This is a genomic window from Pseudomonas sp. CJQ_9 (genome assembly GCF_043106615.1).
Taxonomy (GTDB): Bacteria; Pseudomonadota; Gammaproteobacteria; order Pseudomonadales; family Pseudomonadaceae; genus Aquipseudomonas; species Aquipseudomonas juntendi.
The window spans coordinates 39,717-62,406 of the sequence record NZ_JBICMS010000082.1 but is presented as its reverse complement, the minus strand read 5'-3'; the positions used below and the strand labels follow the sequence as shown (position 1 = coordinate 62,406).

Annotated in this window: 14 protein-coding genes; 8 read left to right on the top strand and 6 right to left on the bottom strand. The window is 63.7% G+C overall.

Translation table 11 applies throughout. From position 1 onward, the window contains the following. Nucleotides 1-162: 162 nt before the first annotated feature. The 5 genes from dbpA to ACF8SD_RS16030 form a co-directional block, all read right to left on the bottom strand. Nucleotides 163-1,500 (bottom strand): ATP-dependent RNA helicase DbpA, encoded by a 1,338-nt coding sequence (dbpA, locus tag ACF8SD_RS16050; protein ID WP_232108669.1) that lies wholly within the window; start codon nt 1,498-1,500, stop codon nt 163-165. Between the two features lie 112 nt (nt 1,501-1,612). Beyond that, on the bottom strand, nt 1,613-3,040 hold the full coding sequence (gene mdtD, locus ACF8SD_RS16045) for a multidrug transporter subunit MdtD (protein WP_173891313.1): 1,428 nt from the start codon (nt 3,038-3,040) through the stop codon (nt 1,613-1,615). 109 nt (nt 3,041-3,149) lie between these two features. Beyond that, a complete protein-coding gene (locus ACF8SD_RS16040) occupies nt 3,150-4,469 on the bottom strand; it encodes a TldD/PmbA family protein (protein WP_392484576.1) in 1,320 nt (439 codons plus the stop codon). Then, on the bottom strand, nt 4,469-5,911 hold the full coding sequence (locus tag ACF8SD_RS16035; protein ID WP_392484575.1) for a TldD/PmbA family protein: 1,443 nt from the start codon (nt 5,909-5,911) through the stop codon (nt 4,469-4,471). Before ACF8SD_RS16035 ends, ACF8SD_RS16040 begins: the two co-directional genes overlap by 1 nt. A 31-nt stretch (nt 5,912-5,942) precedes the next feature. Beyond that, nucleotides 5,943-7,745, bottom strand: a complete 1,803-nt coding sequence (locus ACF8SD_RS16030) for an acyl-CoA dehydrogenase (protein ID WP_392484574.1) — start codon at nt 7,743-7,745, stop codon at nt 5,943-5,945. 853 nt (nt 7,746-8,598) lie between these two features. Here ACF8SD_RS16030 and ACF8SD_RS16025 point away from each other — a divergent pair. After that, nucleotides 8,599-9,048: a hypothetical protein gene (locus tag ACF8SD_RS16025; RefSeq protein WP_249414374.1), complete on the top strand. Its 450-nt coding sequence runs from the start codon at nt 8,599-8,601 to the stop codon at nt 9,046-9,048. A gap of 482 nt (nt 9,049-9,530) precedes the next feature. Here the strand turns inward: ACF8SD_RS16025 and putA are convergent, their stop codons facing one another. After that, the gene (gene putA, locus ACF8SD_RS16020; protein ID WP_392484573.1) at nt 9,531-13,484 is read right to left on the bottom strand and encodes a trifunctional transcriptional regulator/proline dehydrogenase/L-glutamate gamma-semialdehyde dehydrogenase; all 3,954 of its coding nucleotides are present in this window, start codon (nt 13,482-13,484) and stop codon (nt 9,531-9,533) included. Between the two features lie 358 nt (nt 13,485-13,842). Between putA and putP the strand changes: the two genes are divergently transcribed. The 7 genes from putP (at nt 13,843) to ACF8SD_RS15985 (ending at nt 22,646) form a co-directional block, all read left to right on the top strand. Then, on the top strand, nt 13,843-15,321 hold the full coding sequence (putP, locus tag ACF8SD_RS16015) for a sodium/proline symporter PutP (RefSeq protein WP_173891307.1): 1,479 nt from the start codon (nt 13,843-13,845) through the stop codon (nt 15,319-15,321). A gap of 106 nt (nt 15,322-15,427) precedes the next feature. Continuing rightward, nucleotides 15,428-16,264 carry a 23S rRNA (adenine(2030)-N(6))-methyltransferase RlmJ gene (locus ACF8SD_RS16010; RefSeq protein ID WP_173891306.1) on the top strand — a complete coding sequence of 279 codons (837 nt, stop codon included), beginning with the start codon at nt 15,428-15,430 and terminating at the stop codon, nt 16,262-16,264. Nucleotides 16,265-16,484: 220 nt separating this feature from the next. After that, nucleotides 16,485-18,242 carry a carbamoyltransferase gene (locus ACF8SD_RS16005; RefSeq protein WP_173891305.1) on the top strand — a complete coding sequence of 586 codons (1,758 nt, stop codon included), beginning with the start codon at nt 16,485-16,487 and terminating at the stop codon, nt 18,240-18,242. Then, nucleotides 18,226-19,356 carry a glycosyltransferase gene (locus ACF8SD_RS16000; protein WP_173891304.1) on the top strand — a complete coding sequence of 377 codons (1,131 nt, stop codon included), beginning with the start codon at nt 18,226-18,228 and terminating at the stop codon, nt 19,354-19,356. Before ACF8SD_RS16005 ends, ACF8SD_RS16000 begins: the two co-directional genes overlap by 17 nt. Continuing rightward, the gene (locus tag ACF8SD_RS15995; RefSeq protein ID WP_009681351.1) at nt 19,356-20,252 is read left to right on the top strand and encodes an antimicrobial resistance protein Mig-14; all 897 of its coding nucleotides are present in this window, start codon (nt 19,356-19,358) and stop codon (nt 20,250-20,252) included. The genes ACF8SD_RS16000 and ACF8SD_RS15995 overlap by 1 nt, the downstream gene beginning before the upstream one ends. After that, nucleotides 20,249-21,652 (top strand): PIG-L deacetylase family protein, encoded by a 1,404-nt coding sequence (locus tag ACF8SD_RS15990; RefSeq protein WP_392484572.1) that lies wholly within the window; start codon nt 20,249-20,251, stop codon nt 21,650-21,652. The genes ACF8SD_RS15995 and ACF8SD_RS15990 overlap by 4 nt, the downstream gene beginning before the upstream one ends. 37 nt (nt 21,653-21,689) lie before the next feature. Further along, nucleotides 21,690-22,646, top strand: coding sequence for a glycosyltransferase (locus ACF8SD_RS15985; RefSeq protein ID WP_029887216.1), 957 nt, complete (start codon nt 21,690-21,692; stop codon nt 22,644-22,646). Nucleotides 22,647-22,690: the final 44 nt, after the last annotated feature.

The following is a 22,690-nucleotide window of genomic DNA, read 5'->3' as shown; positions in this document are numbered from 1 at the left end:
AAATGTCAGACGATGCGGACTTTCAGGGACCGGCCCTTGATCTTGCCGCTGTTCAAGCGCTGCATGGCCTGCTCCCACAGGTACCGCACAAGCCTGAAGGCCTGTGGTGATCCTGTGGGAGCTGGCTTGCCTGCGATGGGCTGCAAAGCAGCCCCAAAAATGTCAGACGATGCGGACTTTCAGGGACCGGCCCTTGATCTTGCCGCTGTTCAAGCGCTGCATGGCCTGCTTGGCAAGCGCTCGCTCCACCGCCACAAACGCCTGGAAGTCAAAGATCGCAATCTTGCCCACCTGCTTGCCTGGGATACCGGCATCACCGGTCAGCGCGCCCAGGATATCGCCAGGGCGCAGCTTGTCCTTGCGCCCGGCGGCGATGCACAGGGTGCTCATCACCGGCAGCAGCGGCTCGCCGCCCTTGTTCTTCAGGCTGTCGAGCTGGTCCCAGCGCAGCGGGCTTTTCTGCAGTTGCTCGATGGCCTGGGCGCGGTGGCCTTCTGCCGGGGCAACCAGGCTCACCGCCAGGCCCTTCTCGCCAGCGCGGCCAGTACGGCCCACGCGGTGCACGTGGATTTCCGCATCGCGTGCCAGCTCGACGTTGATGACCATGTCCAGGCCATCGATGTCCAGGCCGCGCGCGGCCACGTCGGTGGCCACCAGCACCGAGCTGCTGCGGTTGGCGAACATGGTCAGAACCTGGTCGCGGTCGCGCTGCTCAAGGTCGCCGTGCAGCGCCTGGGCGACGATACCCTTGGCGGTCAGGTGGGCAACCACGTCTTCGCACTGCTGCTTGGTGAAGCAGAACGCCACGCATGACTGCGGGCGATAGTGGCCCAGCACGCGGGTCACCGCCTCCAGACGCTGCTCTGGGTCGATCTCGATGAAGCGCTGCTCGATCTGGTTGTCGGTGTGCAGGCTCTCGACTTTCACTTGCTGCGGGTTACGCATGAAGTCGGCGGCCAGTTGCTTGATGCCGGCCGGGTAGGTGGCCGAGAACAGCAGGGTCTGGCGGCGCGATGGGGTTTTGCCGATGATGCTGGCAATGGCATCGAAAAAGCCCATGTCGAGCATGCGGTCGGCTTCGTCGAGCACCAGGGTGTTCAGGCCATCGAGTACCAGGGTGCCTTTGTCCAGGTGCTGCTGGATGCGCCCAGGCGTACCGACGATGATGTGCGCACCGTGTTCCAGCGAGGCGATCTGCGGGCCCAGCGAAACACCACCGCACAGGGTCAGGATCTTGATGTTGTCCTCGGCGCGGGCCAGGCGGCGCAGTTCCTTGGCGACCTGGTCGGCCAGTTCGCGGGTCGGGCACAGCACCAAGGCCTGGCAGCCGAAGTAACGCGGGTTGATCGGGTTCAGCAGGCCGATGCCGAAGGCGGCGGTCTTGCCGCTGCCGGTCTTGGCCTGAGCAATCAGGTCCTGGCCCTTGAGGATGACCGGCAGGCTCTGGGCCTGGATCGGTGTCATCGCGGCATAGCCGAGGGCGTCCAGGTTGGCCAGCATGGCAGTGGACAGCGGCAAGGTGGCAAAGGCGGTGGATTCGGTGGTCACGAGGCGGGCCTGCGGTGCGAAGCTAAAAATGCCGCATAGTCTACCAGCCTCGTGGCCATTCGCCCTAAGACTCCACGTGGTGTTCCGGACGACGGGCACGCCTTCCGTCCGTCGGTGCCAGCTGCAGGAAGATCGCCGCCGCCAGCATGGCCATCACGCCGATGGTGACGAAGGTCAGCTGGAAGGCGCCCAGCGTGGTGTCCACGCCTTCGGCACTGCCGGCGGCGGTGAAGCCGCCCAGCAGGGCGCCGGCGCAGGCCACGCCCAGGCTCAGCGCCAGCTGCGCGACCACCGACAGCAGGCTGTTGCCGCTGCTGGCGCTGGCATCGTCGAGGTCGATCAGGGTTACCGTGTTCATTGCCGTGAACTGCATCGAGTTGACCGCGCCCAGCAGCCCCAGCTGGATCAGCAGCACGGCATAGGACGTCTGCTCGTCAACCAGCCCAAGGCTGGCCAGCAGCAGGCCCAGCAGCAAGGTATTGCTGGTCAGGATGATGCGGTAGCCGAAGCGTTCGATCAGCGGCCTGGCGATGGATTTGGCCACCATTGCCGCCGCCGCCAGTGGGATCATGCTCATGCCGGCCTGGGCCGGCGAATAGCCCAGTGCGACTTGCAGCAGCAACGGCACCAGGAACGGCAGGGCGCCGCTGCCCAGGCGCGCGAAGAGGTTGCCCAGGATACCGATGGCGAAGGTGCGCACGCGGAACAGGCTGGGCGAGAACAACGGCTCGGGGTCGCGCCCGGCGCGCAGCCAGTAGGCGGCCAGGCACGCCATGCCGGCAAACAGCAGCAACATCACCCGCAGGTGCGGCAGGTGCAGCTCGCCGAGCCCCTCCATGGCAATGGTGATCAGCACCATCGCGGCGCCGAACAGCAGGAAGCCAGGGGTATCGAAGCGGGTGCGTTCAGCGCCGCGCAGGTCGGGGATGAACTTCCAGACGGCGTAGCAGCCCAGCAGGCCGACAGGCAGGTTGAGCAGGAAAATCCAGTGCCAGCTGAGGATTTCCACCAGCCAGCCGCCCACCGTAGGCCCCAGCAACGGCCCCAGCAGGCCGGGGATGGTGATAAAGCTCATGATGCGTACCAGCTCGCTGCGCGGGTAGGCGCGCAACACCACCAGGCGCCCTACCGGCAGCATCAGGGCGCCGCCCAGGCCCTGCACCACCCGGGCGAAGATCAGGAAGCCGAGGTTGTTGGCGGCGGCGCACAATAACGAGCCGAAGCTGAATAGCAGGATGGCGCTGAAGAAGATGCGCTTGGTGCCGAAGCGGTCGGCGATCCAGCCCGAGGCGGGTATCAGCAGGGCCACCGTGAGCATGTAGGCAATGATTACGCCCTGCATGCGCAGCGGGTCTTCGGCCAGCGAGCGGGCCATGGCCGGCAGCGCGGTGTTGAGGATGGTGCCGTCCAGGGACTGCATGAAGAAGGCGATGGCGACCACCCAGGGGATCCAGCGGGCGGTGGCGGGGTCTAGCGGGGTGCGTTCGGGCATGACTTCCTCGTTTGTCAGTGCCGGCCTCTTCGCGGCTAAAGCCGCTCCTACAAGGGTTACGCGTTCGTTGTAGGAGCGGCTTTAGCCGCGAAAGGGCCGGCAAGTCCAATCACAATGTCAGGGCCAGGCCTTTGACCAGCGCACCCGGCAAATGACTCGACCCGGTGCTGCGCTGCCCATAGGTGCTGGTCGGCAGGATCATCTCGCGCTCCTGGGTCAGGTCCTCCAGTTGGCTACCGAGCAAACTGTACAGGCTGTCATCGAAGCGCATGGTGCTCACCGGCCCCTGGATCTGCCCGTTCTCCACCCAGAAGGTGGCGAACCGGGTCAGCCCGGTCATGCGCGCTGCTGGCAAGTCCGAGTAGTTGAGGTACCACAGGTTGCTGATGTACAGCCCAGTGCCCAGCCGCTGCAAGACCTCGTCCATGGGCAGGCCACCCGGTGCCAGGCTGAGTGCGCAGGGCGACTCGTAACTGTCGGCGCCATTGGCCAGCAGCTTGAATTCGGCGGCGCTGCGCGCGCTGATCAGCCGTTGCGCCGCCCGGCCTTGCTGGATCAGCGGCACATCCAGGCGCGGTGAGCCTTCATCGGAAAACGCCGGGCTCAGCGAGCCGCTGACCTGCTCGGTGAAACTCACCAGCGGGCTCAGCCGTGCATCGCCGTTGTACAGGCGCTGCAAGGCGCTATTGCCGGTGGCCAGCGCCTGGGCGGAAAAACCGCCCCAGCACAGCATGCCGGCGATTTCGTCCATCGCCGCCGGGGCCAGGTAGGCACGGTAGCTGCCGGGTTCGAGGGTGACCGCCGGGCGCCCGAGGAAGCCCAACTGCTCCCGCGCCTGGCGCAGGCGCGCGGTGAAGTCGTCGGGGTTCCACACCTGGCCGGCGTAGTTGGCCTTCACCGCCTGGCCGTTTTCGTGGAACAGGCTCCAGTCGAAGTTGAAGCTGTTGGCCTGGTGCCAGCCGAAGGCACCGAACGAGCTGGCGAAGCCCCGGCAGACCGGGCCCGCGGCATAAATGCCGACCAGGTCCAGGTCACCCGCTTCGCGGTCGAGCAACGCCAGCACATCGCTGAGTTCAGGTAGTGGCTGCTGTTGCTGGCTGTGGCTGTGCCAGGCGCTTTCGTCCAAGCGCAGGTAAGGGTCGACGGCCAGCAGTGGCAGGGTCTGGCGCAGTTGCGCCAGGGCATCCGCCAAGCGTTGGCGGTCCAGTTGCGCATCGCCACTCAAGGTCACCTGCTGTTCGGCCTGGCGACCGTCGCGGATCAGCCGCAGCTGCGCGCTGGCCTGGCTGACATGCCCGGCCTGGCGCACCTTGGCGTGGTTGAAGCGCACGAACTGGGACTGCTCGGCGCTGTAGCCAAGGGTGAACTGCTCGCCACTTTCCAGGGCGGCGCGCACCTCCCCGGCCAGGGTTTCAAAGGCGTGTTTCATCAGGCGTCCCCTCCGAATACGTCGATCTGGCGGAACACGCAGGCCGGCGAGGCGTGGCCCACGCGCACCACCTGGTTGGGTTCGCCCTTGCCGCAGTTGGGCGTGCCCAGTACCTGGAAGGTGCTGCGGTCGCCGACCGCTGCCAGGTTGCGCCAGAACTGTGCGGAGATGCCCCGGTAGTTGGGGTTCTTGACGATGCCCTTGAGCTCGCCGTTCTCGATCAGTTGGCCCCATTCGCAGCCGAACTGGAACTTGTTGCGCGCGTCGTCGATGGACCAGGACCGGTTGGTCCGCATCAGGATGCCGTGCTCGATGCCTGCGATCAGTTGTTCGAGGGAGTGCTCGCCCGGCTCGATGTTGAGGTTGGCCATGCGGTCGATCGGCGCACGGTTCCAGCCACAGGCGCGGCTGTTGGCCACACCGTCCAGGCCGGAACGGAACTGCGACAAAGCGCCACCCAGTGGGCGCAGCAGCAGGCCGTCGCGGATAAGGAACTGCTTGCTGGCCGGAGTGCCGTCATCATCGAAGCTGTAGCTGGCCAGCTCTTCGCCGATGGTCGGGTCGAAGGTCACATTCAGCAGGCTGGAACCGTACTGCAGGTAGCCGAAGTCACTGGCTTTGACGAAGCTGGTGCCCGCGTAGTTACGCTCGTCGCCGAGGATGCGGTCCATCTCCAGCGGGTGGCCGATCGATTCGTGAATCTGCAGCATCATCTGGTCGGGCATCAACAGCAGGTCGCGCGGGCCACTGGGCGTATTAGGGGCCAGCAGCAACTGCAGGGCCTCGTCGGCGACCTGGCTGGCGGCACCCACCAGGCCACAACGCTCAACGATCTCGTAACCGCCTTGCTGGCCGAAATTGTCGCGGCCCAGGCTGCGGCTCTGGCTGTCCTGGCCGTTGCTGGCAGTTACCCCCAGCCCCGGGAACAGAAAGCGCTGGGCATGGCGCAGCTCGGCGCCGGCTGAGTTCAGGTAGGTCTGCTCGACCAGGCTCAGGCCGAGACTGGCCTGCCAGTCCACCAGGCGGCTGTCCTTGGGTACGCTGGCTGATTCCGCGGCGAGCAGGCCAAGGCAGTCGGCCAGGCTGGGCACGGGCTGGTCGAGGTTGGGCGAGATGTGGTCGTGGCGGGCGCTGGTCACCGGTTGCCCGCGCAGGTCCAGCAGGCTATGCCGGGCGATCTGCCGGGCCAGGGCTTCGGCCTGCTCCAGGGCGCGCTGCAGGCCGGCCGGCGACAGATCGGCGGTGGCCGCATAGGCCTCCACGCCATTGACCCGTACGGTAAGCATCGCGCCCTCGTCCTGGCTGAACGAGGGTGGCTCGGCCACATTGCGGCGAACCGAAAGCGCCTGGTGCGACTGTTTCACATGGCGCAGGGAAAACAACTCGGCCTTGCTGCGCAGCGCGGCAAAGCGCTGGCGCAGCAGGGCGCTGGAATCGAACATGTGCAAGCCTCCGTGTACACGGTGGCTCCCCCTAGAACCACTCGTCCTGCATCGCGAGGCAAGTGTTGTCGCGCGCCTCGAGCAATGCCAGCTCATTATGGCAGCCTGGTACTTCCCAGGTCAGGAAATAACGGGCGGCCTGCAGCTTGCCGAGGTAAAAGTCGCGCTCGCCAGCGTCGGCCTTGAGCAGCCCGAGTTCGGCGTGGACTGCCTGTTCCAGCCACCGCCAGCCGATTACACAGTGGCCGAATGCTTTCAGGTACAAGGCCGAGTTGGCCAGGGCGCCGGCGACTTTACCCTGGGCCAGGTCAGCGAGCAGGGTCAGGGTGACCCCTTGCAGGCGGTTGACCAGTTGCTCCAGTGGCTGGCGCAGCGGGTCGAGGTTGGGGTGATGGCTGGCGCGCTCACCGGTGGCGGCGATTCGGCGAAGCAGTTGCTTGAGGCCGGCGCCATTGTTCTGCGCCAGCTTGCGGCCGAGCAAGTCGAGCGACTGGATGCCCTCGGTGCCTTCGTGGATCGGGTTCAGGCGGTTGTCGCGGTAGTACTGCTCCACCGGGTATTCGCGGGTATAGCCGTGGCCGCCGAGAATCTGGATCGCCAGTTCGTTGGCCTTGAGGCAGAACGCCGAGGGCCAGGACTTTACGATCGGGGTCAGCAGATCGAGCAGTTCCTGCGCCTGCTTGCGGGCGCTTTCATCGCTGGCGGTATGGGTGTCGTCGAACAGGCGCGCGGCATACAGGCCCAGGTCGAAGGCGCCTTCTACGTAGGCTTTCTGCGCCAGCAGCATGCGTTTCACATCAGTGTGCTGAATGATCGGCACGGCGCTGCTGTGCGGGTCCTTGTTGTCCGGCAGCCGGCCCTGCGGGCGCTGGCGGGCGTATTCCAGCGAATACAGGTAACCGGCATAACCCAGCATCACCGCACCCATGCCGACGCCGATACGCGCTTCGTTCATCATCTGGAACATGCAGGCCAGGCCTTGATGCGGCTGGCCGACCAGATAGCCGACGCACTGGCCGTTGTCACCGAAGTTGAGCGCCGTGGAGGTGGTGCCGCGCCAGCCCATCTTGTGGAACAGCCCGGCCAGCAGCACATCGTTGCGCGGACCGCAGCTGCCGTCGGGGTTGACGTGGTACTTGGGCACGATGAACAGCGAGATACCTTTCACCCCAGGCGGGGCGTCCGGCAGCTTGGCCAAAACCATGTGCACGATGTTTTCCGACAGCTCGTGGTCGCCGCCGGAGATGAAGATTTTGTTGCCCTTGAGCCGATAGCTGCCGTCGCCGGCAGGTTCAGCGCGGGTGCGGATGTCGGCCAGCGACGAGCCGGCGTGGGGTTCGGTCAGGGCCATGGTGCCGAAGAAGCGCCCGTCGATCATCGGCTGCAGGAACAGGCGCTTCTGCTCTTGCGTGCCGAAGCTTTCGATCAGGTTGGCCGCGCCCATTGTCAGAAACGGGTAGGCCGTGGTGCCGGCGTTGGCGGCCTGGAAGTGGGCGAAGCAGGCCTGTGAGACCAGGCTGGGCAACTGCATGCCGCCGACGTCGAAGTCGCGGTTGGCGTTGAGGAAGCCCGCTTCGAGGAAGGCATCGACGGCGGGTTTCACCTCGGGGATCAGCTCGGCGCGGCCGTCGACGTAGCGCGGCTCGTTTTCATCGGCTTTGCGGTTGTGCGGGGCGAAGAACTTCTCGGCGATGGTGCGCGCGGTGGTCAGCGCGGCGTCGAAGGTTTCGCGGCTGTGCTCGGCGAAGCGGGGGCGCTGGGTGAGGGCTTCGGCGTCGAGGACTTCGTAGAGCTCGAAGGCGAGGTTGCGGGGGCTGAGCAGGGTCTCGGGCATGGGGGCGGTCCTTGAGCGGGCTTTAGGCGAGTCTAGGATTGGCCGAATAAGGCTGGCTACCATGATCGATTCAGATGATGTTCAGTCACAGATCCTCGCATTTGGAGCGTCTGATGTTGATTGACGGGGGAAGGGGCGGGGTTGAGTGAGCGTCAACGGAACCAGATGTTCGCAGCAAGCATTCCAGCACCTGTGAGATCAAAAGGCATGCAGCTATCAGTCTTGGCGCCTTTGAAGTTCTGCTATTCCTTCGACGGCATGAACAATTTGAGGCGCTAGATGTTTCTTCGGAGAAGGCGACAGGAGAATCCCTACGTGCGTCGCAGAAATTTCCTACGTCCGAAGTGATGAAAAATGAGGTAGGTATTCAGTCTTCACTATGGAGGAATCTGGAATCTATGGACAGGATTTGTGAGTGGCGCGACGTTTGGAAAGAAGATTTAGAGAGGGTTGAAGACCCTTTTTTTGCTTGTTCGATAGTTCAGAGAGCTTTGCTGCAAAATACGATTCTGCGTGGGTTGTGTGACTTCCAGAAAGCATGTGGTTTGCCTCAAGGGCGGCCTGTGTTGCAGGATGATATTGGGCGGGCTTTGAAACTGGTGGAAGACGGCAGGTGGTTCCTTATTCGGGAGCAGCCAATTTCTCCGACTGATGTAGCGCGTTACCCTCGCTTGAGATGGGCGGAATCAAAGCTAGTTTCGCCAGGCTGTCGGTTATACATCGATATGGGGATGTACGACGGATAACGCAAAATTATGTACAGGCTGATGATGCATGGGCGATCACCGGGGTCCTGGCACTGGCGTCCTGTTGTGCCTAACGAGGAGTATGAATATAAAAGAGGTGCCTATTGATGGTGTTAAATACTAATAAGCTGCGCGCTATACATTTGCTTTGGGCGATTATGGATGCGTTTTATATTATTTTGTACATCTTGCGTAATGTCGCCCGAGGAGCAATACCTTTTTGGTCGGATTTGAATAGTGGTCTTGAAGTGGTGCGGAGTTGGGGTGGCTCAGGTCTTGTGATCTGGATCGGGCTGTTTTTACAGCTTTCAGTTATTGTTACATGCATGGGGTTTTTCAGGTGTCAAAAATTCGTGATGTTTTTGGCGCTGGTGCAGATGCCATTCAGATTTTTTTTCATTGTTCCATCAGTTTCGGTGGTTTTGCTCTTGCCCATGGTCGTTGCTGGTATCAATAACTGGATATGGGTTGGGTTGTTGCTTGCTTCAGAAGCGTTTAAGGGATGGAGTATCTGGTGGCTTTGGCGTCACTCTGAGTCGCGCATCTTGGAAAGATAGTGTGGCACCTGCTCGGTCACGGATGCCCGCTTTTGTGGCTTGACGACATTTCCCTGTCGCCGCGGCTGCCGCCCCGCATTCTTTCGGTCATGCGCCGGTGAGGCCGAGCGCCGATGTGTTCGCCTCGACACATTCAGCGCCTGTAAAACCGAGCGCCGCCCGCGCGGCGCTTCGCGGGTAAACCCGCTCCTACGTTTGTTTCCGGCCAGTATTGCCTGTGCCGGACGCGCGCGACCGCCTTGTTTGTACGACGCGATATCGTGGCGTGCGCCAATGCGTTCGCGCGCAAATCCCACAGGAATGATTGGCCCGAAACAAACGTAGGAGCGGGTTTACCCGCGAAGCGCCGCGCGGGCGGCGCTCGGTCTCACAGGCGCAGAAAATGTTGTGTCGGTCACCTGTCAGCCCACCCCCAATCTCAAGGCGGACACCCATAAAAAAGGAGAGCCAAAGCTCTCCCTTTCCCTCAACAACCCTCAGCCTCAGCCAATAGTCATCAAGCTGGCGTTACCACCGGCTGCCGCAGTATTCACACTCACCGCCCGCTCAATCACCAGTCGCTCCAGCGCAATCTGGTGATCCCCGCTGGACAACCCGTGCACACCCACGATCGCCCCGGCACGCTTGGCCACCTGCTGGCAAACGCCACGCAGCTGGTCCGAGTCGCCATGGTGGATCACGGCGTCGAACGCCACTTCATCCTTGTTCCAGTCTGCCACCAGCTTCACCTTGGCCTGCAGCTCACGCGGCAGGCGCGCGCGCAAAGCCTTGCCCGGTTCGCTGTCAGCCCACACCGCCGAGCTGCCAACAGCCAGCACCGCGGCGAGCTGCGCCAGCAGGTCGGTTTCATTGTCGGCCAGGCACAGCACATGCTCGCGCGGCAGGATGGTGTAGCTGTTGCGCTCACCGGTCGGGCCTGGCAGCAGGCGGGCGATGCCGCTCTGCGACTGGCCAGCGAATTGTTCGCACAGCGCTGCCAGGTCGGCCAGCTGATTGCTCTCGGCCCAGGCCTTGAGACCGTGCAGCGGCTTTACCAGTTGCTCATGCAGAGTACGGTCCGGCTTGCCTTCGCCATCCTGTTGCTGGAAGTGGCGGCCAATCGCGTCGGCCGGGCGGGTCGACAGCAGGCGATACAGGTACAGCGGGCCGCCGGCTTTCGGGCCGGTACCAGACAGGCCTTCACCACCGAAGGGCTGCACGCCTACCACGGCGCCAACGATATTGCGGTTGACGTACATGTTGCCGGCATTGGCGGTTTCCACCACCTTGGCAATGGTCTCGTCGATGCGGGTGTGCACGCCGAGGGTCAAGCCATAGCCGGAGTTGTTGATCTGCTCGATCAGTTGGTCGAGGTTGCGGCGGTTGTAGCGCACCACATGCAGTACCGGGCCGAAGATTTCACGCTTCAGCTCGTCGAAGCTGTCCAGCTCGATCAGGGTCGGCATGACGAAGGTGCCGCGCTTGATTTCGGCGGCATCGGCAATCGCGACCTGGTAGACCGAGCGGCCTTTCTCACGCATGCCCTGGATGTGCTTCTCGATACCGGCCTTGGCTTCGGCGTCGATCACCGGGCCAATGTCCACTGCCAGGCGGTCCGGGCAGCCCAGGCGGCTTTCAGCCATGGCCCCCTTGAGCATTTCGATCACGCGGTCGGCGGAGTCTTCCTGCAGGCATAGCACGCGCAGGGCCGAGCAACGCTGGCCGGCACTGTCGAAGGCCGACGATACCACGTCGATCACCACTTGCTCGGTGAGCGCAGAAGAGTCGACGATCATGGCGTTCTGGCCACCGGTTTCGGCGATCAGCGGGATCGGCCGCCCCTGGTTGTCCAGGCGGCCGGCGACGTTGCGCTGCAGCAGGCGGGCGACTTCGGTGGAGCCGGTGAACATCACGCCTTTGACCCGCTCGTCACTGACCAGGCCGGCACCCACGGTTTCACCGCGCCCTGGCAGCAACTGCAGTACACCTTCCGGAATGCCGGCTTCCAGTAACAGGCGCACGGCCTGCGCGGCGATCAGTGGGGTCTGTTCGGCAGGCTTGGCCAGTACCGGGTTGCCGGCAGCCAGGGCTGCGGCTACCTGGCCGGTGAAAATCGCCAGCGGGAAGTTCCAGGGGCTGATGCAGACCACCGGCCCCAGCGGGCGGTGCGCGTCATTGCTGAAGTCGTTGCGGGCCTGCACCGCGTAATAGCGCAGGAAGTCCACCGCCTCGCGTACTTCGGCGATGGCGTTGGCAAAGGTCTTGCCGGCTTCGCGAATCAGCAGCCCCATCAGCGGCTGGATTTCTGCCTCCATCAGGTCGGCGGTACGCTCCAGAATCGCGGCGCGCTCTGCCGGCGGGGTGGCCTGCCAGATCGGCGCCGCGTTGATGGCGCACTGGATGGCATTGTCCACGTCGGCGACCGTGGCTTCCTGCACATGGCCTACCACATCGCGGTGGTCTGCCGGGTTCAGCACCGCTACCGCAGCTGTCTCACTGGCGGCGCAGGCCAGCAGCGGGGCGGCTTTCCAGTCATTGTGAGCGGTGGCCAGCATGGCGCAGGACAGCGAAGCCAGGCGGTGCTCGTTGGCCATGTCGATACCGGCCGAGTTGGCCCGTTCGCTGCCATACAGGTCACGCGGCAATGGGATGCGCGGGTGCGGCAGGCCGATGCTGCCCTCTTGGGTGCCCATGCGTTCGATGCTGGCGACCGGGTCGGCGACCAGTTCCTGGATCGAGATCGAGTGGTCGGCAATGCGGTTGACGAACGAGGTGTTGGCGCCGTTTTCCAGCAACCGGCGCACCAGGTAGGCCAGTAGTGTTTCGTGGGTGCCCACCGGTGCATAGACGCGGCAGGGGCGGTTCAGCTTGCCATCGGCCAGCTTGCCGACCACCTGCTCGTACAGGGGCTCGCCCATGCCGTGCAGGCACTGGAACTCGTACTGGCCCGGGTAGTAGTTCTGCCCGGCAATGTGGTAGATGGCCGACAGGGTGTGGGCATTGTGGGTGGCGAATTGCGGGTAGATGGCCTCGGGCACGGCCAGCAACTTGCGTGCGCAGGCAACGTAGGACACGTCGGTGTACACCTTGCGCGTGTAAACGGGGTAGCCCTCCAGCCCCTCGACCTGGGCGCGCTTGATTTCGCTGTCCCAGTAGGCACCTTTGACCAGGCGGATCATCAGGCGGTGGCGGCTGCGCTTGGCCAGGTCGACAACGTAGTCGATCACGTACGGGCAGCGTTTCTGGTAGGCCTGGATGACGAAGCCGATGCCGTTCCAGCCAGCCAGCGCCGGCTCGAAGCACAGGCGCTCGAGCAGGTCCAGCGACAGCTCCAGGCGATCGGCTTCCTCGGCATCGATGTTCAGGCCGATGTCGTACTGCTTGGCCAGCAAGGTCAGCGACAGCAGGCGCGGGTACAGCTCTTCCATCACCCGCTCGTACTGGGCGCGGCTGTAGCGCGGGTGCAGCGCCGACAGCTTGATCGAGATGCCCGGGCCTTCATAGATGCCGCGGCCATGCGAAGCCTTGCCGATCGAGTGGATGGCCTGCTCGTAGGACGCCAGGTATTTCTGCGCGTCGTGCTCGGTGAGGGCGGCCTCGCCGAGCATGTCGTAGGAATAACGGAAGCCCTTGGCCTCGAAACGGCTGGCATTGGCCAGGGCTTCGGCAATGGTTTCGCCCGTGACGAACTGCTCGCCCATCAGGCGCATGGCCATGTCGACACCCTTGCGGATCATCGGCTCACCGCTCTTGCCGATGATGCGGGTGAGCGAGGAAGTGAGGCCGGATTCGTTGTGCGTGCTGACCAGCTTGCCGGTCAGCAGCAGGCCCCAGGTGGCGGCGTTGACGAACAGCGACGGGCTGTTGCCCAGGTGCGGCTGCCAGTTGCCGGTGCTGATCTTGTCGCGGATCAGTGCGTCGCGGGTGCCCTTGTCGGGGATGCGCAGCAGGGCTTCGGCCAGGCACATCAGGGCCACGCCTTCCTGCGAGGACAGCGAGAACTCCTGCAACAGGCCCTGAACGATGCCAGCGCGGCCGCCCGCGCTTTTCTGGTTGCGCAGTTTTTCGGCGATGCCGGCGGCCAGCTTGTTGGTCGCCTCGGCCAGCGGTGCGCTGAGGCGCGCCTGTTCCAGCAACATCGGTACCACTTCCTGCTCGGGGCGGCGGTAGGCGGCGGTAATGGCCGAGCGCAGTACCGACTGGGGCAGGATGCTCTCGGCGAATTCCAGGAAGCACTGATGATTGTGGTCAGGCTGGACCTCGCCGGCGTCATCGGCCAGGCTGCCGGAATCGCCGTTGAGGTCGTTCAGGGTCGCGCCACCCTCGAGCTTCTCCAGGTAGTTGAAGATCGCTTGCTTGATCAACCAGTGCGGCGTGCGGTCTATCGACTGCGCTGCTGCCTTGAGTCGCTCACGGGTAGGGTCATCGAGTTTGACCCCAAGGGTGGTCGTCGCCATTTCTTATCCTCGTTATTGCCACGGCTGTGGCCTAAGCTGGCGCCAAGATTAGCTGTAGGACAATTCGGGTGCAACCAGGTGCAACCTGAATTTTTCGAGTAAAAGGTGCAACTCGTCCGACAGCAACCTGCGCGCTCGAGGATGGGGCGTTTTTGATGCGGTTTACTATTAAAAACACCGGCAATGCTCCAAAAGGGAGCAAAAAATCGGCTTTATCGGAAAATGCGCGTTGGGTGCAACTTGTCTATGAAAAATGGTTGCACCCGCTTCGCTTTGTTGCATAGCATTCGCCGCCTGGGTGCAACCGCAATCACTGTGGTTGTGCATGAGATAAAAACAAACGCCAGGGCACACACACATGGGCAACCCACTAACGATCACCTTCGTGATCTACATCGCGGCAATGGTGCTGATCGGCCTCGCCGCCTATCGCTCCACCAACAACCTTTCCGACTACATTCTGGGCGGGCGCAGCCTGGGCAGCGTGGTAACCGCACTGTCTGCCGGGGCGTCCGACATGAGTGGCTGGCTGCTGATGGGCCTGCCGGGCGCCATCTACTTCGCCGGCCTGTCCGAGGCCTGGATCGCCATCGGCCTGACCGTGGGTGCCTACTTGAACTGGCTGTTCGTGGCTGGTCGCCTGCGCGTGCAAACCGAGCACAACGGTGACGCATTGACCCTGCCGGACTATTTCTCCAGCCGTTTCGATGACAACAGCGGCTTGCTGCGCATCATTTCCGCCATTGTCATCCTGGTGTTCTTCACCATCTACTGCGCTTCCGGCATCGTTGCCGGTGCCCGTCTGTTCGAAAGCACCTTCGGCATGTCCTACGAGACCGCCCTGTGGGCTGGTGCTGCAGCCACCATCGCCTACACCTTCATCGGTGGCTTCCTGGCGGTGAGCTGGACCGACACCGTGCAGGCTACGCTGATGATCTTCGCGCTGATCCTGACGCCCGTGATCGTGCTGATCTCCACAGGCGGCTTCGACACCACCTTCGCGGCGATCGAGGCGGTCAACCCGACCAACTTCGACATGTTCAAAGGCGCAACCTTCATTGGCATCATTTCGCTGATGGGTTGGGGCCTGGGCTACTTCGGCCAACCGCACATCCTGGCGCGCTTCATGGCGGCCGATTCGGTGAAGTCGATCGCCAAGGCGCGTCGCATCTCCATGACCTGGATGATCCTGTGCCTGGCGGGTACCTGTGCCGTTGGCTTCTTCGGAATTGCCTACTTCTCTGCACATCCGGACCTGGCGGGCCCGGTGACCGAGAATCACGAGCGTGTGTTCATCGAGCTGGCCAAGATCCTGTTCAATCCATGGATTGCCGGCGTGCTGCTGTCGGCGATTCTGGCGGCAGTGATGAGCACCCTGAGCTGCCAGCTGCTGGTGTGCTCCAGCGCCCTGACCGAGGACTTCTACAAAGCCTTCCTGCGCAAGCATGCGTCGCAGCGTGAGCTGGTGTGGGTCGGCCGCCTGATGGTGCTGGCCGTGGCCCTGATCGCCATCGCCATGGCGGCCAACCCGGAAAACCGTGTGTTGGGCCTGGTGGCGTATGCCTGGGCCGGCTTCGGTGCCGCCTTTGGGCCCGTGGTGCTGATCTCTGTGCTGTGGAAAGGCATGACCCGTAATGGCGCGCTGGCCGGTATCGTGGTGGGTGCTTTGACAGTGATCCTGTGGAAGAACTTCGACACCCTCGGGCTGTACGAAATCATCCCTGGCTTCCTGTTTGCCAGCATCGCCATCTTTGTGGTGAGCAAGCTGGGCAGCCCGTCGCAGGCCATGGTGCAGCGCTTCCAAGCCGCCGATGCTGCGTATCACGCTGACAAGTAACACCCGTTGAACCGGCGGCGCCTGCCAAGCGGGCGCCGCCGATCAGCAGCCAGGCCTGACTCCGCCTGCAAGGCAAGGTAAACTTGCCGCCTTCGCAGGAGTTGCCATGAACTATCGTCACGCCTTCCACGCCGGCAACCACGCCGACGTCCTCAAACACATCGTGCTGACCCGCCTCATCGCCCTGATGTCGCGCAAGGAGCAGCCATTCGCCTACATCGATACCCACGCAGGGCTTGGCCTCTACGACTTGCAGGGCGACCAGGCAAGCCGCACCGGCGAGTATCAGCAAGGCGTGGCCCGCCTGTGGCACCGCGATGACCTGCCGCCCATGGCCGCTGACTACCTGCGCGTGATCAAGCGTTTGAACGCCGACGGCGAGCTTCGCTACTACCCTGGTTCGCCTGAGCTGGCCCGGCGTTTGATGCGCCAGCAGGACCGTGCCCTGCTCAACGAGAAGCACCCGGAAGACGGGCCGCTGCTCAAGGAGAACATGAAGAAAGACCCGCGCGTTACCGTGCACCTAGGTGAAGGCTGGCACGTGCCGCGGGCTTTGCTGCCCGTGCAGGAAAAGCGCGCGATCATGCTGATCGACCCGCCGTTCGAGCAGGCCGATGAGCTCAAGCGCTGCACCACGGCCATGAAAGAGGCCATTGGGCGCATGCGCCAGACGGTTGCAGCCATCTGGTACCCGATCAAGGACCAGCGTTCGTTGACACGCTATTACCAGGACCTGACCAGCACCGGCGCGCCCAAACTGCTGCGGGTGGAGCTGTATGTGCACCATCAGGACAGCCCGCAGGGGCTCAATGGTTCGGGCCTGGCCATTGCCAACCCGCCGTGGGGGCTGGAAGACGAGCTCAAGGAGTTGCTGCCGTGGCTGGCCAAGGAGCTGGCGCAGACTGCCGGTAGCTACCGCATGGACTGGCTGATCGCCGAGTAGTCCTGGTTGGCTGTACCGGCCTCATCGCCGGCAAGCCAGCTCCCACAGGGACAGCGCAGGCCTCAAGGGCGATGCTCTACCTGTGGGAGCTGGCTTGCCGGCGATGAGGCCGGTACAGGTTGCCGCGTTGCGCACATGTTTGCGTTATAATCCCGCCTTTTAGTCGCCACCCGCCCAAGCGGCCGCTGGCGCATCTCTACCGAATGAAGAGGCTAATCCCTTGGCATTGACGATTCTTGGCCTGTCCGGCGCCCTTAGCCATGACCCTTCCGCGGCCCTGTACATTGATGGCAAGCTGATTGCCGCCGCCGAAGAAGAGCGCTTCGTGCGTGACAAGCATGCGAAGAACCGCATGCCCTACGAGTCGGCGAAGTTCTGCCTGGAGCAGGCAGGCATCAAGCCATCCGACGTCGACGTGGTTGCCATCCCGTTCGCGCCCATCAGCCTGTTCGGCAAGGCGCGCTGGCACTATGCCAAGCGCTACTGGTACGCCCCGGATCGCGCCCTCGATGCAATCCTGATGGGCAACCGCCGCTACAAGCGTTACCGCAAGAAGATCGTCTGGTGCCTGGAGCAACTGGGCTTCGACCCGAAAAAGATCAAGATCGAGCCGGTCGAGCACCACCTGGCCCATGCTTCCAGTGCCTATCACTGCTCGGGCTTCAAGGAAAAAACGGCCATCCTTGGCATTGACGGTAAAGGCGAGTACGCCACCACCTTCTTCGGCTACGGCGAAAACGGCAAGATCCACAAGATCAAGGAATTCTTCGACCCGGACTCGTTGGGTGGCCTGTACGGTGCCATTACCGAGTTCCTCGGTTTCGAGATGCTCGATGGCGAGTTCAAGGTCATGGGCATGGCGCCGTATGGCGATGCCAGCAAATACGACTTTTCGCGCCTGGCCAGCTTCGAGAACGGTGAACTGGTGATCAACACCGAATACGCCAACGTCATCGGCCTGCGCCGCCATAAAGAAAAGGGCAAGGGCTTCTACTTCTCGCCCAAGCTGATCGAATGGCTGGGGCCCAAGCGCGAAGGCGATATCGCCGACGAGCCGTACATCCATTACGCGGCCAGCATGCAGGCGTTGTTCGAGAAGATCGCCCTGCAGATGATCGACCACTACCTGGGCGACACCCTGCGCGAAACCGGCAAGCTGGCGTTTGCCGGCGGCTGCGCGCTGAACGTCAAGCTCAACCAGAAGATCATCGCCCGCCCGGATGTCAAAGAGCTGTTCGTGCAGCCGGCTTCCGGCGACGCCGGTACTGCGGTTGGCGCTGCGGCCTACGTGTCCCACTCCCGTGGCGTACCGGTCGAGAAGATGGAGCACGTCTACCTCGGCCCGTCCTATTCCAACGAAGACGTGATCGCTGCCTGCGCTCGGCACCCGAATGCACCGACGTGGCGCAAGCTCGACGACATGCCGCAGCGTATCGCCAAGATCATGGTCGATGGCAACCCAGTGGCCTGGTTCCAAGGCCGCATGGAGTTCGGCCCGCGCGCCCTGGGTGGCCGTTCGATCATTGGTTGCCCGAGCGTGCCTGGCGTCGCCAACCGTATCAACGAGCAGATCAAGTTCCGCGAGCGCTGGAGACCTTTCTGCCCGTCGATGCTCGACACCGTCGCCCCGCAGATGATCAAGGTCGATCACCCGGCGCCGTTCATGACTTTCACCTTCGAAGTGGCTGAAGAGTGGAAAACCCGTGTGCCGGAGGTGGTCCACGAGGACGGTACCTCGCGTGCCCAGGTGCTCAAGCGCGAGTACAACCCGCGCTACTACGACATGATGAAGGCGCTCGAAGACCTGACCGGCAACGGCGTGTCGCTGAACACCTCGCTGAACCGCCGTGGCGAGCCGATGATCTGCTCGCCAACCGACGCCCTGAACATGTTCTTCGGCTCGGACCTGCAATACCTGATCATGGAAGACATCCTGGTTGTGAAGGACGGCGCTGCCGCCTATGACCAGCCGCTCTGAACCGCGCATCCTGCAGTTCTGCCATGGCTATGACGGGCCGTTCCTGGACTGTGCCCGTCAGTACGCCAGCCTGTTTCAGGGGCGTGGCTACCGGGTCACCACGGTGTTCCTCACGGGAGCAGCCGACCCGCAAGTAGCGGCGGGTTGCGCCTCGGACGAGGTGCTGTTCCTGGGTTTCAGCTCCAAGGCCGTGCGTGGTCTCAAGCTCGGCGCGATCCGCGCCCTGCGGCGGATTGCGGCCGAGCGCAATTTTGCGTTCTGCATCGCCCACCGCTTCAAGCCGATCTATGTGGCGTTGCTGGCTACTGGTTTGCCGGTGATCGGCGTGCACCATGCCTTTGGTGACTACCAGCGCAAGGGGCGGCGCATTTTCGCCAACCTGTTCGGCAAGCGCCTGAGCCTGCTCGGGGTGTCGGACGCCGTACGCGACGACATGCGCCGTTGCTTGCCGCAGTGGCCGGCCGACCGCATCCAGACGCTGTACAACCGTATCGACATCGATGCCCTGCAGGCGGCCCAGGTGCCGCGCGCTGAGGCGCGGCATGCGCTGGGGCTGGATGCGCAGGCATGGATCGTCGGCAATGTCGGCCGGCTGCACCCGGACAAGGACCAGGCCACGCTGTTGCGCGGCTTTGCCCAGGCATTGCCTGGGCTGCCGGCCGGCGCCCGGCTGGCGATCCTTGGCAAGGGGCGCCTGGAAGGCAAGCTCAAGGCCCTGGCTGGCGAACTGGGCATTGCCGGGCAGGTCGACTTCCTTGGCCAGGTACCGGATGCACGGCGTTATTTCCGAGCCTTCGACGTGTTCGCCCTGAGCTCCGACCATGAGCCGTTCGGCATGGTCCTGCTCGAGGCCATGGTGGCCGGGGTGCCCGTGTTAGCCACCGCCTGTGGCGGTGCCCGCGAGGTGGTCGAGGGTGTTGGCGTGCTGTTCCCGCTGGGCGACCCCGGGCAGTTAGCCCAGGGCCTGGAACATATGGCCTTGCTCGACGGGCAGCAGCGCCAGGCCTGTGCCGAACACATGCTGCAACGCCTGCGTGAGCGCTTTTCCGACCAGGCCGTGCGCGGGGCTTTCTGGCAACTGCCGCAGGTGCGTGCGTTGGTGGGGCAGGCGTGATGCTCAATCGCATTCAGGCTTGGCGCGAACGCGGCTGGCAAGTGATCGACGCCCACGCCTATGCCCAGGCGTGGGCCCGCTTTGGCGGCAGCGTCGCGACTCACCCGCTGGTGGTCGAGCAACTGGCTGACCTGGCGCAGATACCCGTGCGCTACCTTGGCTGGCACCAGAATGGCGAGCTGAAAGCCGCCATTGCGACCTGGGGGCGCCACCTGGCGCTGTCCAAGGACGTGCTCAAACGCGCCGGCAAGAAAGCCCTGTTCGACCTCGGCAACGCCGAAATCATCCTGCCGGCCGCACCCGATGCCGGCGCACCGCTGCGTCACAGCGTGCGCTACCTGTCCGAACTGAACCAGGGCCGCTTCAGCGGGCTCAAGGTGCAGAAGGAGCAGCTGGCCATGGCCCGCGCGCACGAAGACCTGTCGAAGAAGTTCCGCTACAACCAGCGCCGCGAGCTGCGCCTGCTGGAAGAGGCGGGCGGGGTGGTGCGCCCGATCAGCGCGTTCAGCGCACAGGAAATCGCCAGCATGTACTGCGACCTGTTCCAGCGCCGCTGGGGCTTCCCGGCCACCGGTGCCGAGCGCATGGCCGATGTGCTGGAGCGTCTGCGTGAGCTGCTGATCGGCTCGGTACTGCTGCTGGACGGCAAGCCGATCGCGATCCAGTTGGTTTACCGCGTCGAGGCACCGCAGTGGGTCAGCGTGGAGTACATCAACGGCGGTGTCGACCCCGAAACCAAGGCCTTCAGCCCAGGTAGCGTGTTGAGCTTCCTCAACACCCAGGCGGCCTGGGACGACGCCCGAGCGCGCAACAAGCCGCTGCGGTTCTCGTTCGGTCGTGCCGACCGCGAGTACAAGGAGCGCTGGTGCAACCCTGTGCCGGTGTACCAGGCGTGAGTCGCAAGCAGCAGTTGCTCAAGCGCCACCGGCGCAACAAACGCCTGGCGCTGCTGGCAGGGCTGGCCGGGCTGTTCGCTTTGGGCCTGGCCACTTGGTGGTGGCTGCCGCTTTTGCTGTTGCCGCTGCTGTGGGCTGCGCATGAGGCGTGGTTTGCCGATCATCTGTTCTACACCCCGGGCGAAGATTACGCCTACGACTTCGGGGAGTACACCCAGCCCGTGGCCGCGCGCTTGCAGGCCGGTCTGCTCAAGGCCGACTGCGTGCTGCAGGGTGGGGAAACCCTGGTGCTCGAACTGCACATAAAAAGCAGTTGGCTGGGGCGTTTTCTCGATCCGCGGGTCGAACTGCTGGGGGGCGAGCAGGCCGACCAGCAAACCTTCGAGCGCGGTGCGGCCGGCTTGCGTTATCTGAACCTCACCGGCCTGGCCGCGCCCCTGCAGGCCGGCACACTGCGCTTGCGTGGCCGGCATTGCCGGCTGCTAGGCCAGCCGCGCTTGTGGATAACCCCGGCGTTCGAACTGCAACGGCGGCGGGTAATGGTGATTGCACCCCATGCCGATGACGCCGAGTTGGCCGCCTACGGGCTGTACAGCCAAGCGCAGGAAGCCTGGGTGGTCACGCTGACCGCCGGTGAAATCGAGGCCGAGCATTATCAGCAGATGGGTCTGGGCAAGGCCGAAGCCGCCCGCCTGAAAGGTCGCCTGCGCGCCTGGGACAGCATTGCCGTGCCGCGCTGGGCCGGGGTGCCGGAGTCTCGTTGTGTGCAGTTGGGCTACTTCTGCCTGCAATTGCCTGCCATGCAGGCGGCGCCCGATCGGCCTGCGGTGTCTCGTGAAGCCGACATGGCCGATATCCGCCCGTTCCGCCAGTTCAACCCGTTCCCGCTGCCCGCCGATCAGGACGGTGCCCCTACCTGGCGCAACCTGTTGGCCGACTTGCGGGCTGTAATCGAGTTGGCCAGGCCCGAAGTGCTGGTGCTGCCGCACCCTCAGCTGGACCCGCACCCCGATCACGTCTGCGCCCAGGCCGCCGTGCTCGAAGCCTTGCAGGGGCTGGCCTGGAAGCCACAGACCCTGCTCTGCTACGCCAACCACCTGCATGACAACGATCGCTGGCCAATGGGCGATAGCGGCGACGGCGTGGCGTTGCCGCCGCAGCTGAGCGCGGATCAGGCCTGGGCCCCCTGCAGCCTGGTGCTGGACCTGGCCAGCCAGCGTGACAAGGCGATGGCGCTGGGCATGATGCACGACCTGCAACCGCCAGCCCCTTTCAAGCGTCGCCTGCGCCGCTTGCTGCAACGTTGGCTGGCCGGCCGCCGCCCGTCGCCCTATGGGGAGAACGAGTTCTTCCGCAAGGCGGTGCGCCGGCATGAGCTGTTCTGGCGGCGTGAGCTGTAAAACTGACCGCGTTGGCGCAGAGCGCCCAAGGAACATGATGAAAGTCCTATTTCTGGTACAGAAGGAACAGCGCGCGATTCTGGATCGCCTGTACGACGGCGTCGCGGCCAACTGCGAATGCGACCTGCGCTGGTTGACCAGCGAAGACCAACGCAACCTGCGCCGCTACTTCAAACGCCACGTGCAGGTCGAGCGCTATGACCGCATTGTTTTCTTTCTGCGCTTCAAGCAGGAAATCCGCCAGGTCGCGTTCATTCGTACCGTGCCGAACCTGGTCATACTCGAACACGACGCCTACCAGAACTACATCCCGTGCAAGTACACCGGCAAGTTCAGCGCCCACTACCGGCAACTGCCCTGGGCGCGTGTGATCAGCTCTGGCTACATGGTCAGCGAGCGCCTGCGTCAGGAAGGCTTCGATGCGGTATTCGTGCCCAAGGGTTATGACGAGCAGTTGCTGGCTGACCAAGGGCGCGAGCGCGATATCGAACTGGCCTTCGTCGGCAGTGTCAACAGCGTGGCCTACAGCGGCCGCAAGGCGCTGCTGGACGAGCTGGGGCAGGTCGAGGACCTGCTGGTTACCCGCACCAAGTCGGGCGAGGACTATTGCAACACGCTCAACCGAATCCGTTTTTTCGTCAGCGCCGATGTAGGCATGGGCGAATACATGATCAAGAACTTCGAGGCCATGGCCTGCGGCTGTGTATTGCTGGCCTATGACCAGGGCGAGCAGGAAAACCGTGCGTTGGGTCTACAGGACATGCACAACGTGGTGTTGTATGACACCATCCCGACCCTTCAGGCCAAGCTGCGACGCTTGCGTGCCGAGCCCGAGCTGGCGCGGCAGATTGCCGAAAACGGTCGCCATCTGGCGGTTTCCCGTTTCAGCTTCGGCGCGGTAGGACGTAGCATCGTCGAGCACATGCGCCCAGCGCTCAGGCCCCGCCCGCCATTGTCTGCATGGCAGCGGCTGCGTCTGAAGCTGGGCTTCTAACATAAGAGCTTTTGCGCCCAGGAACGGGCGTTGAAAGCCGACAG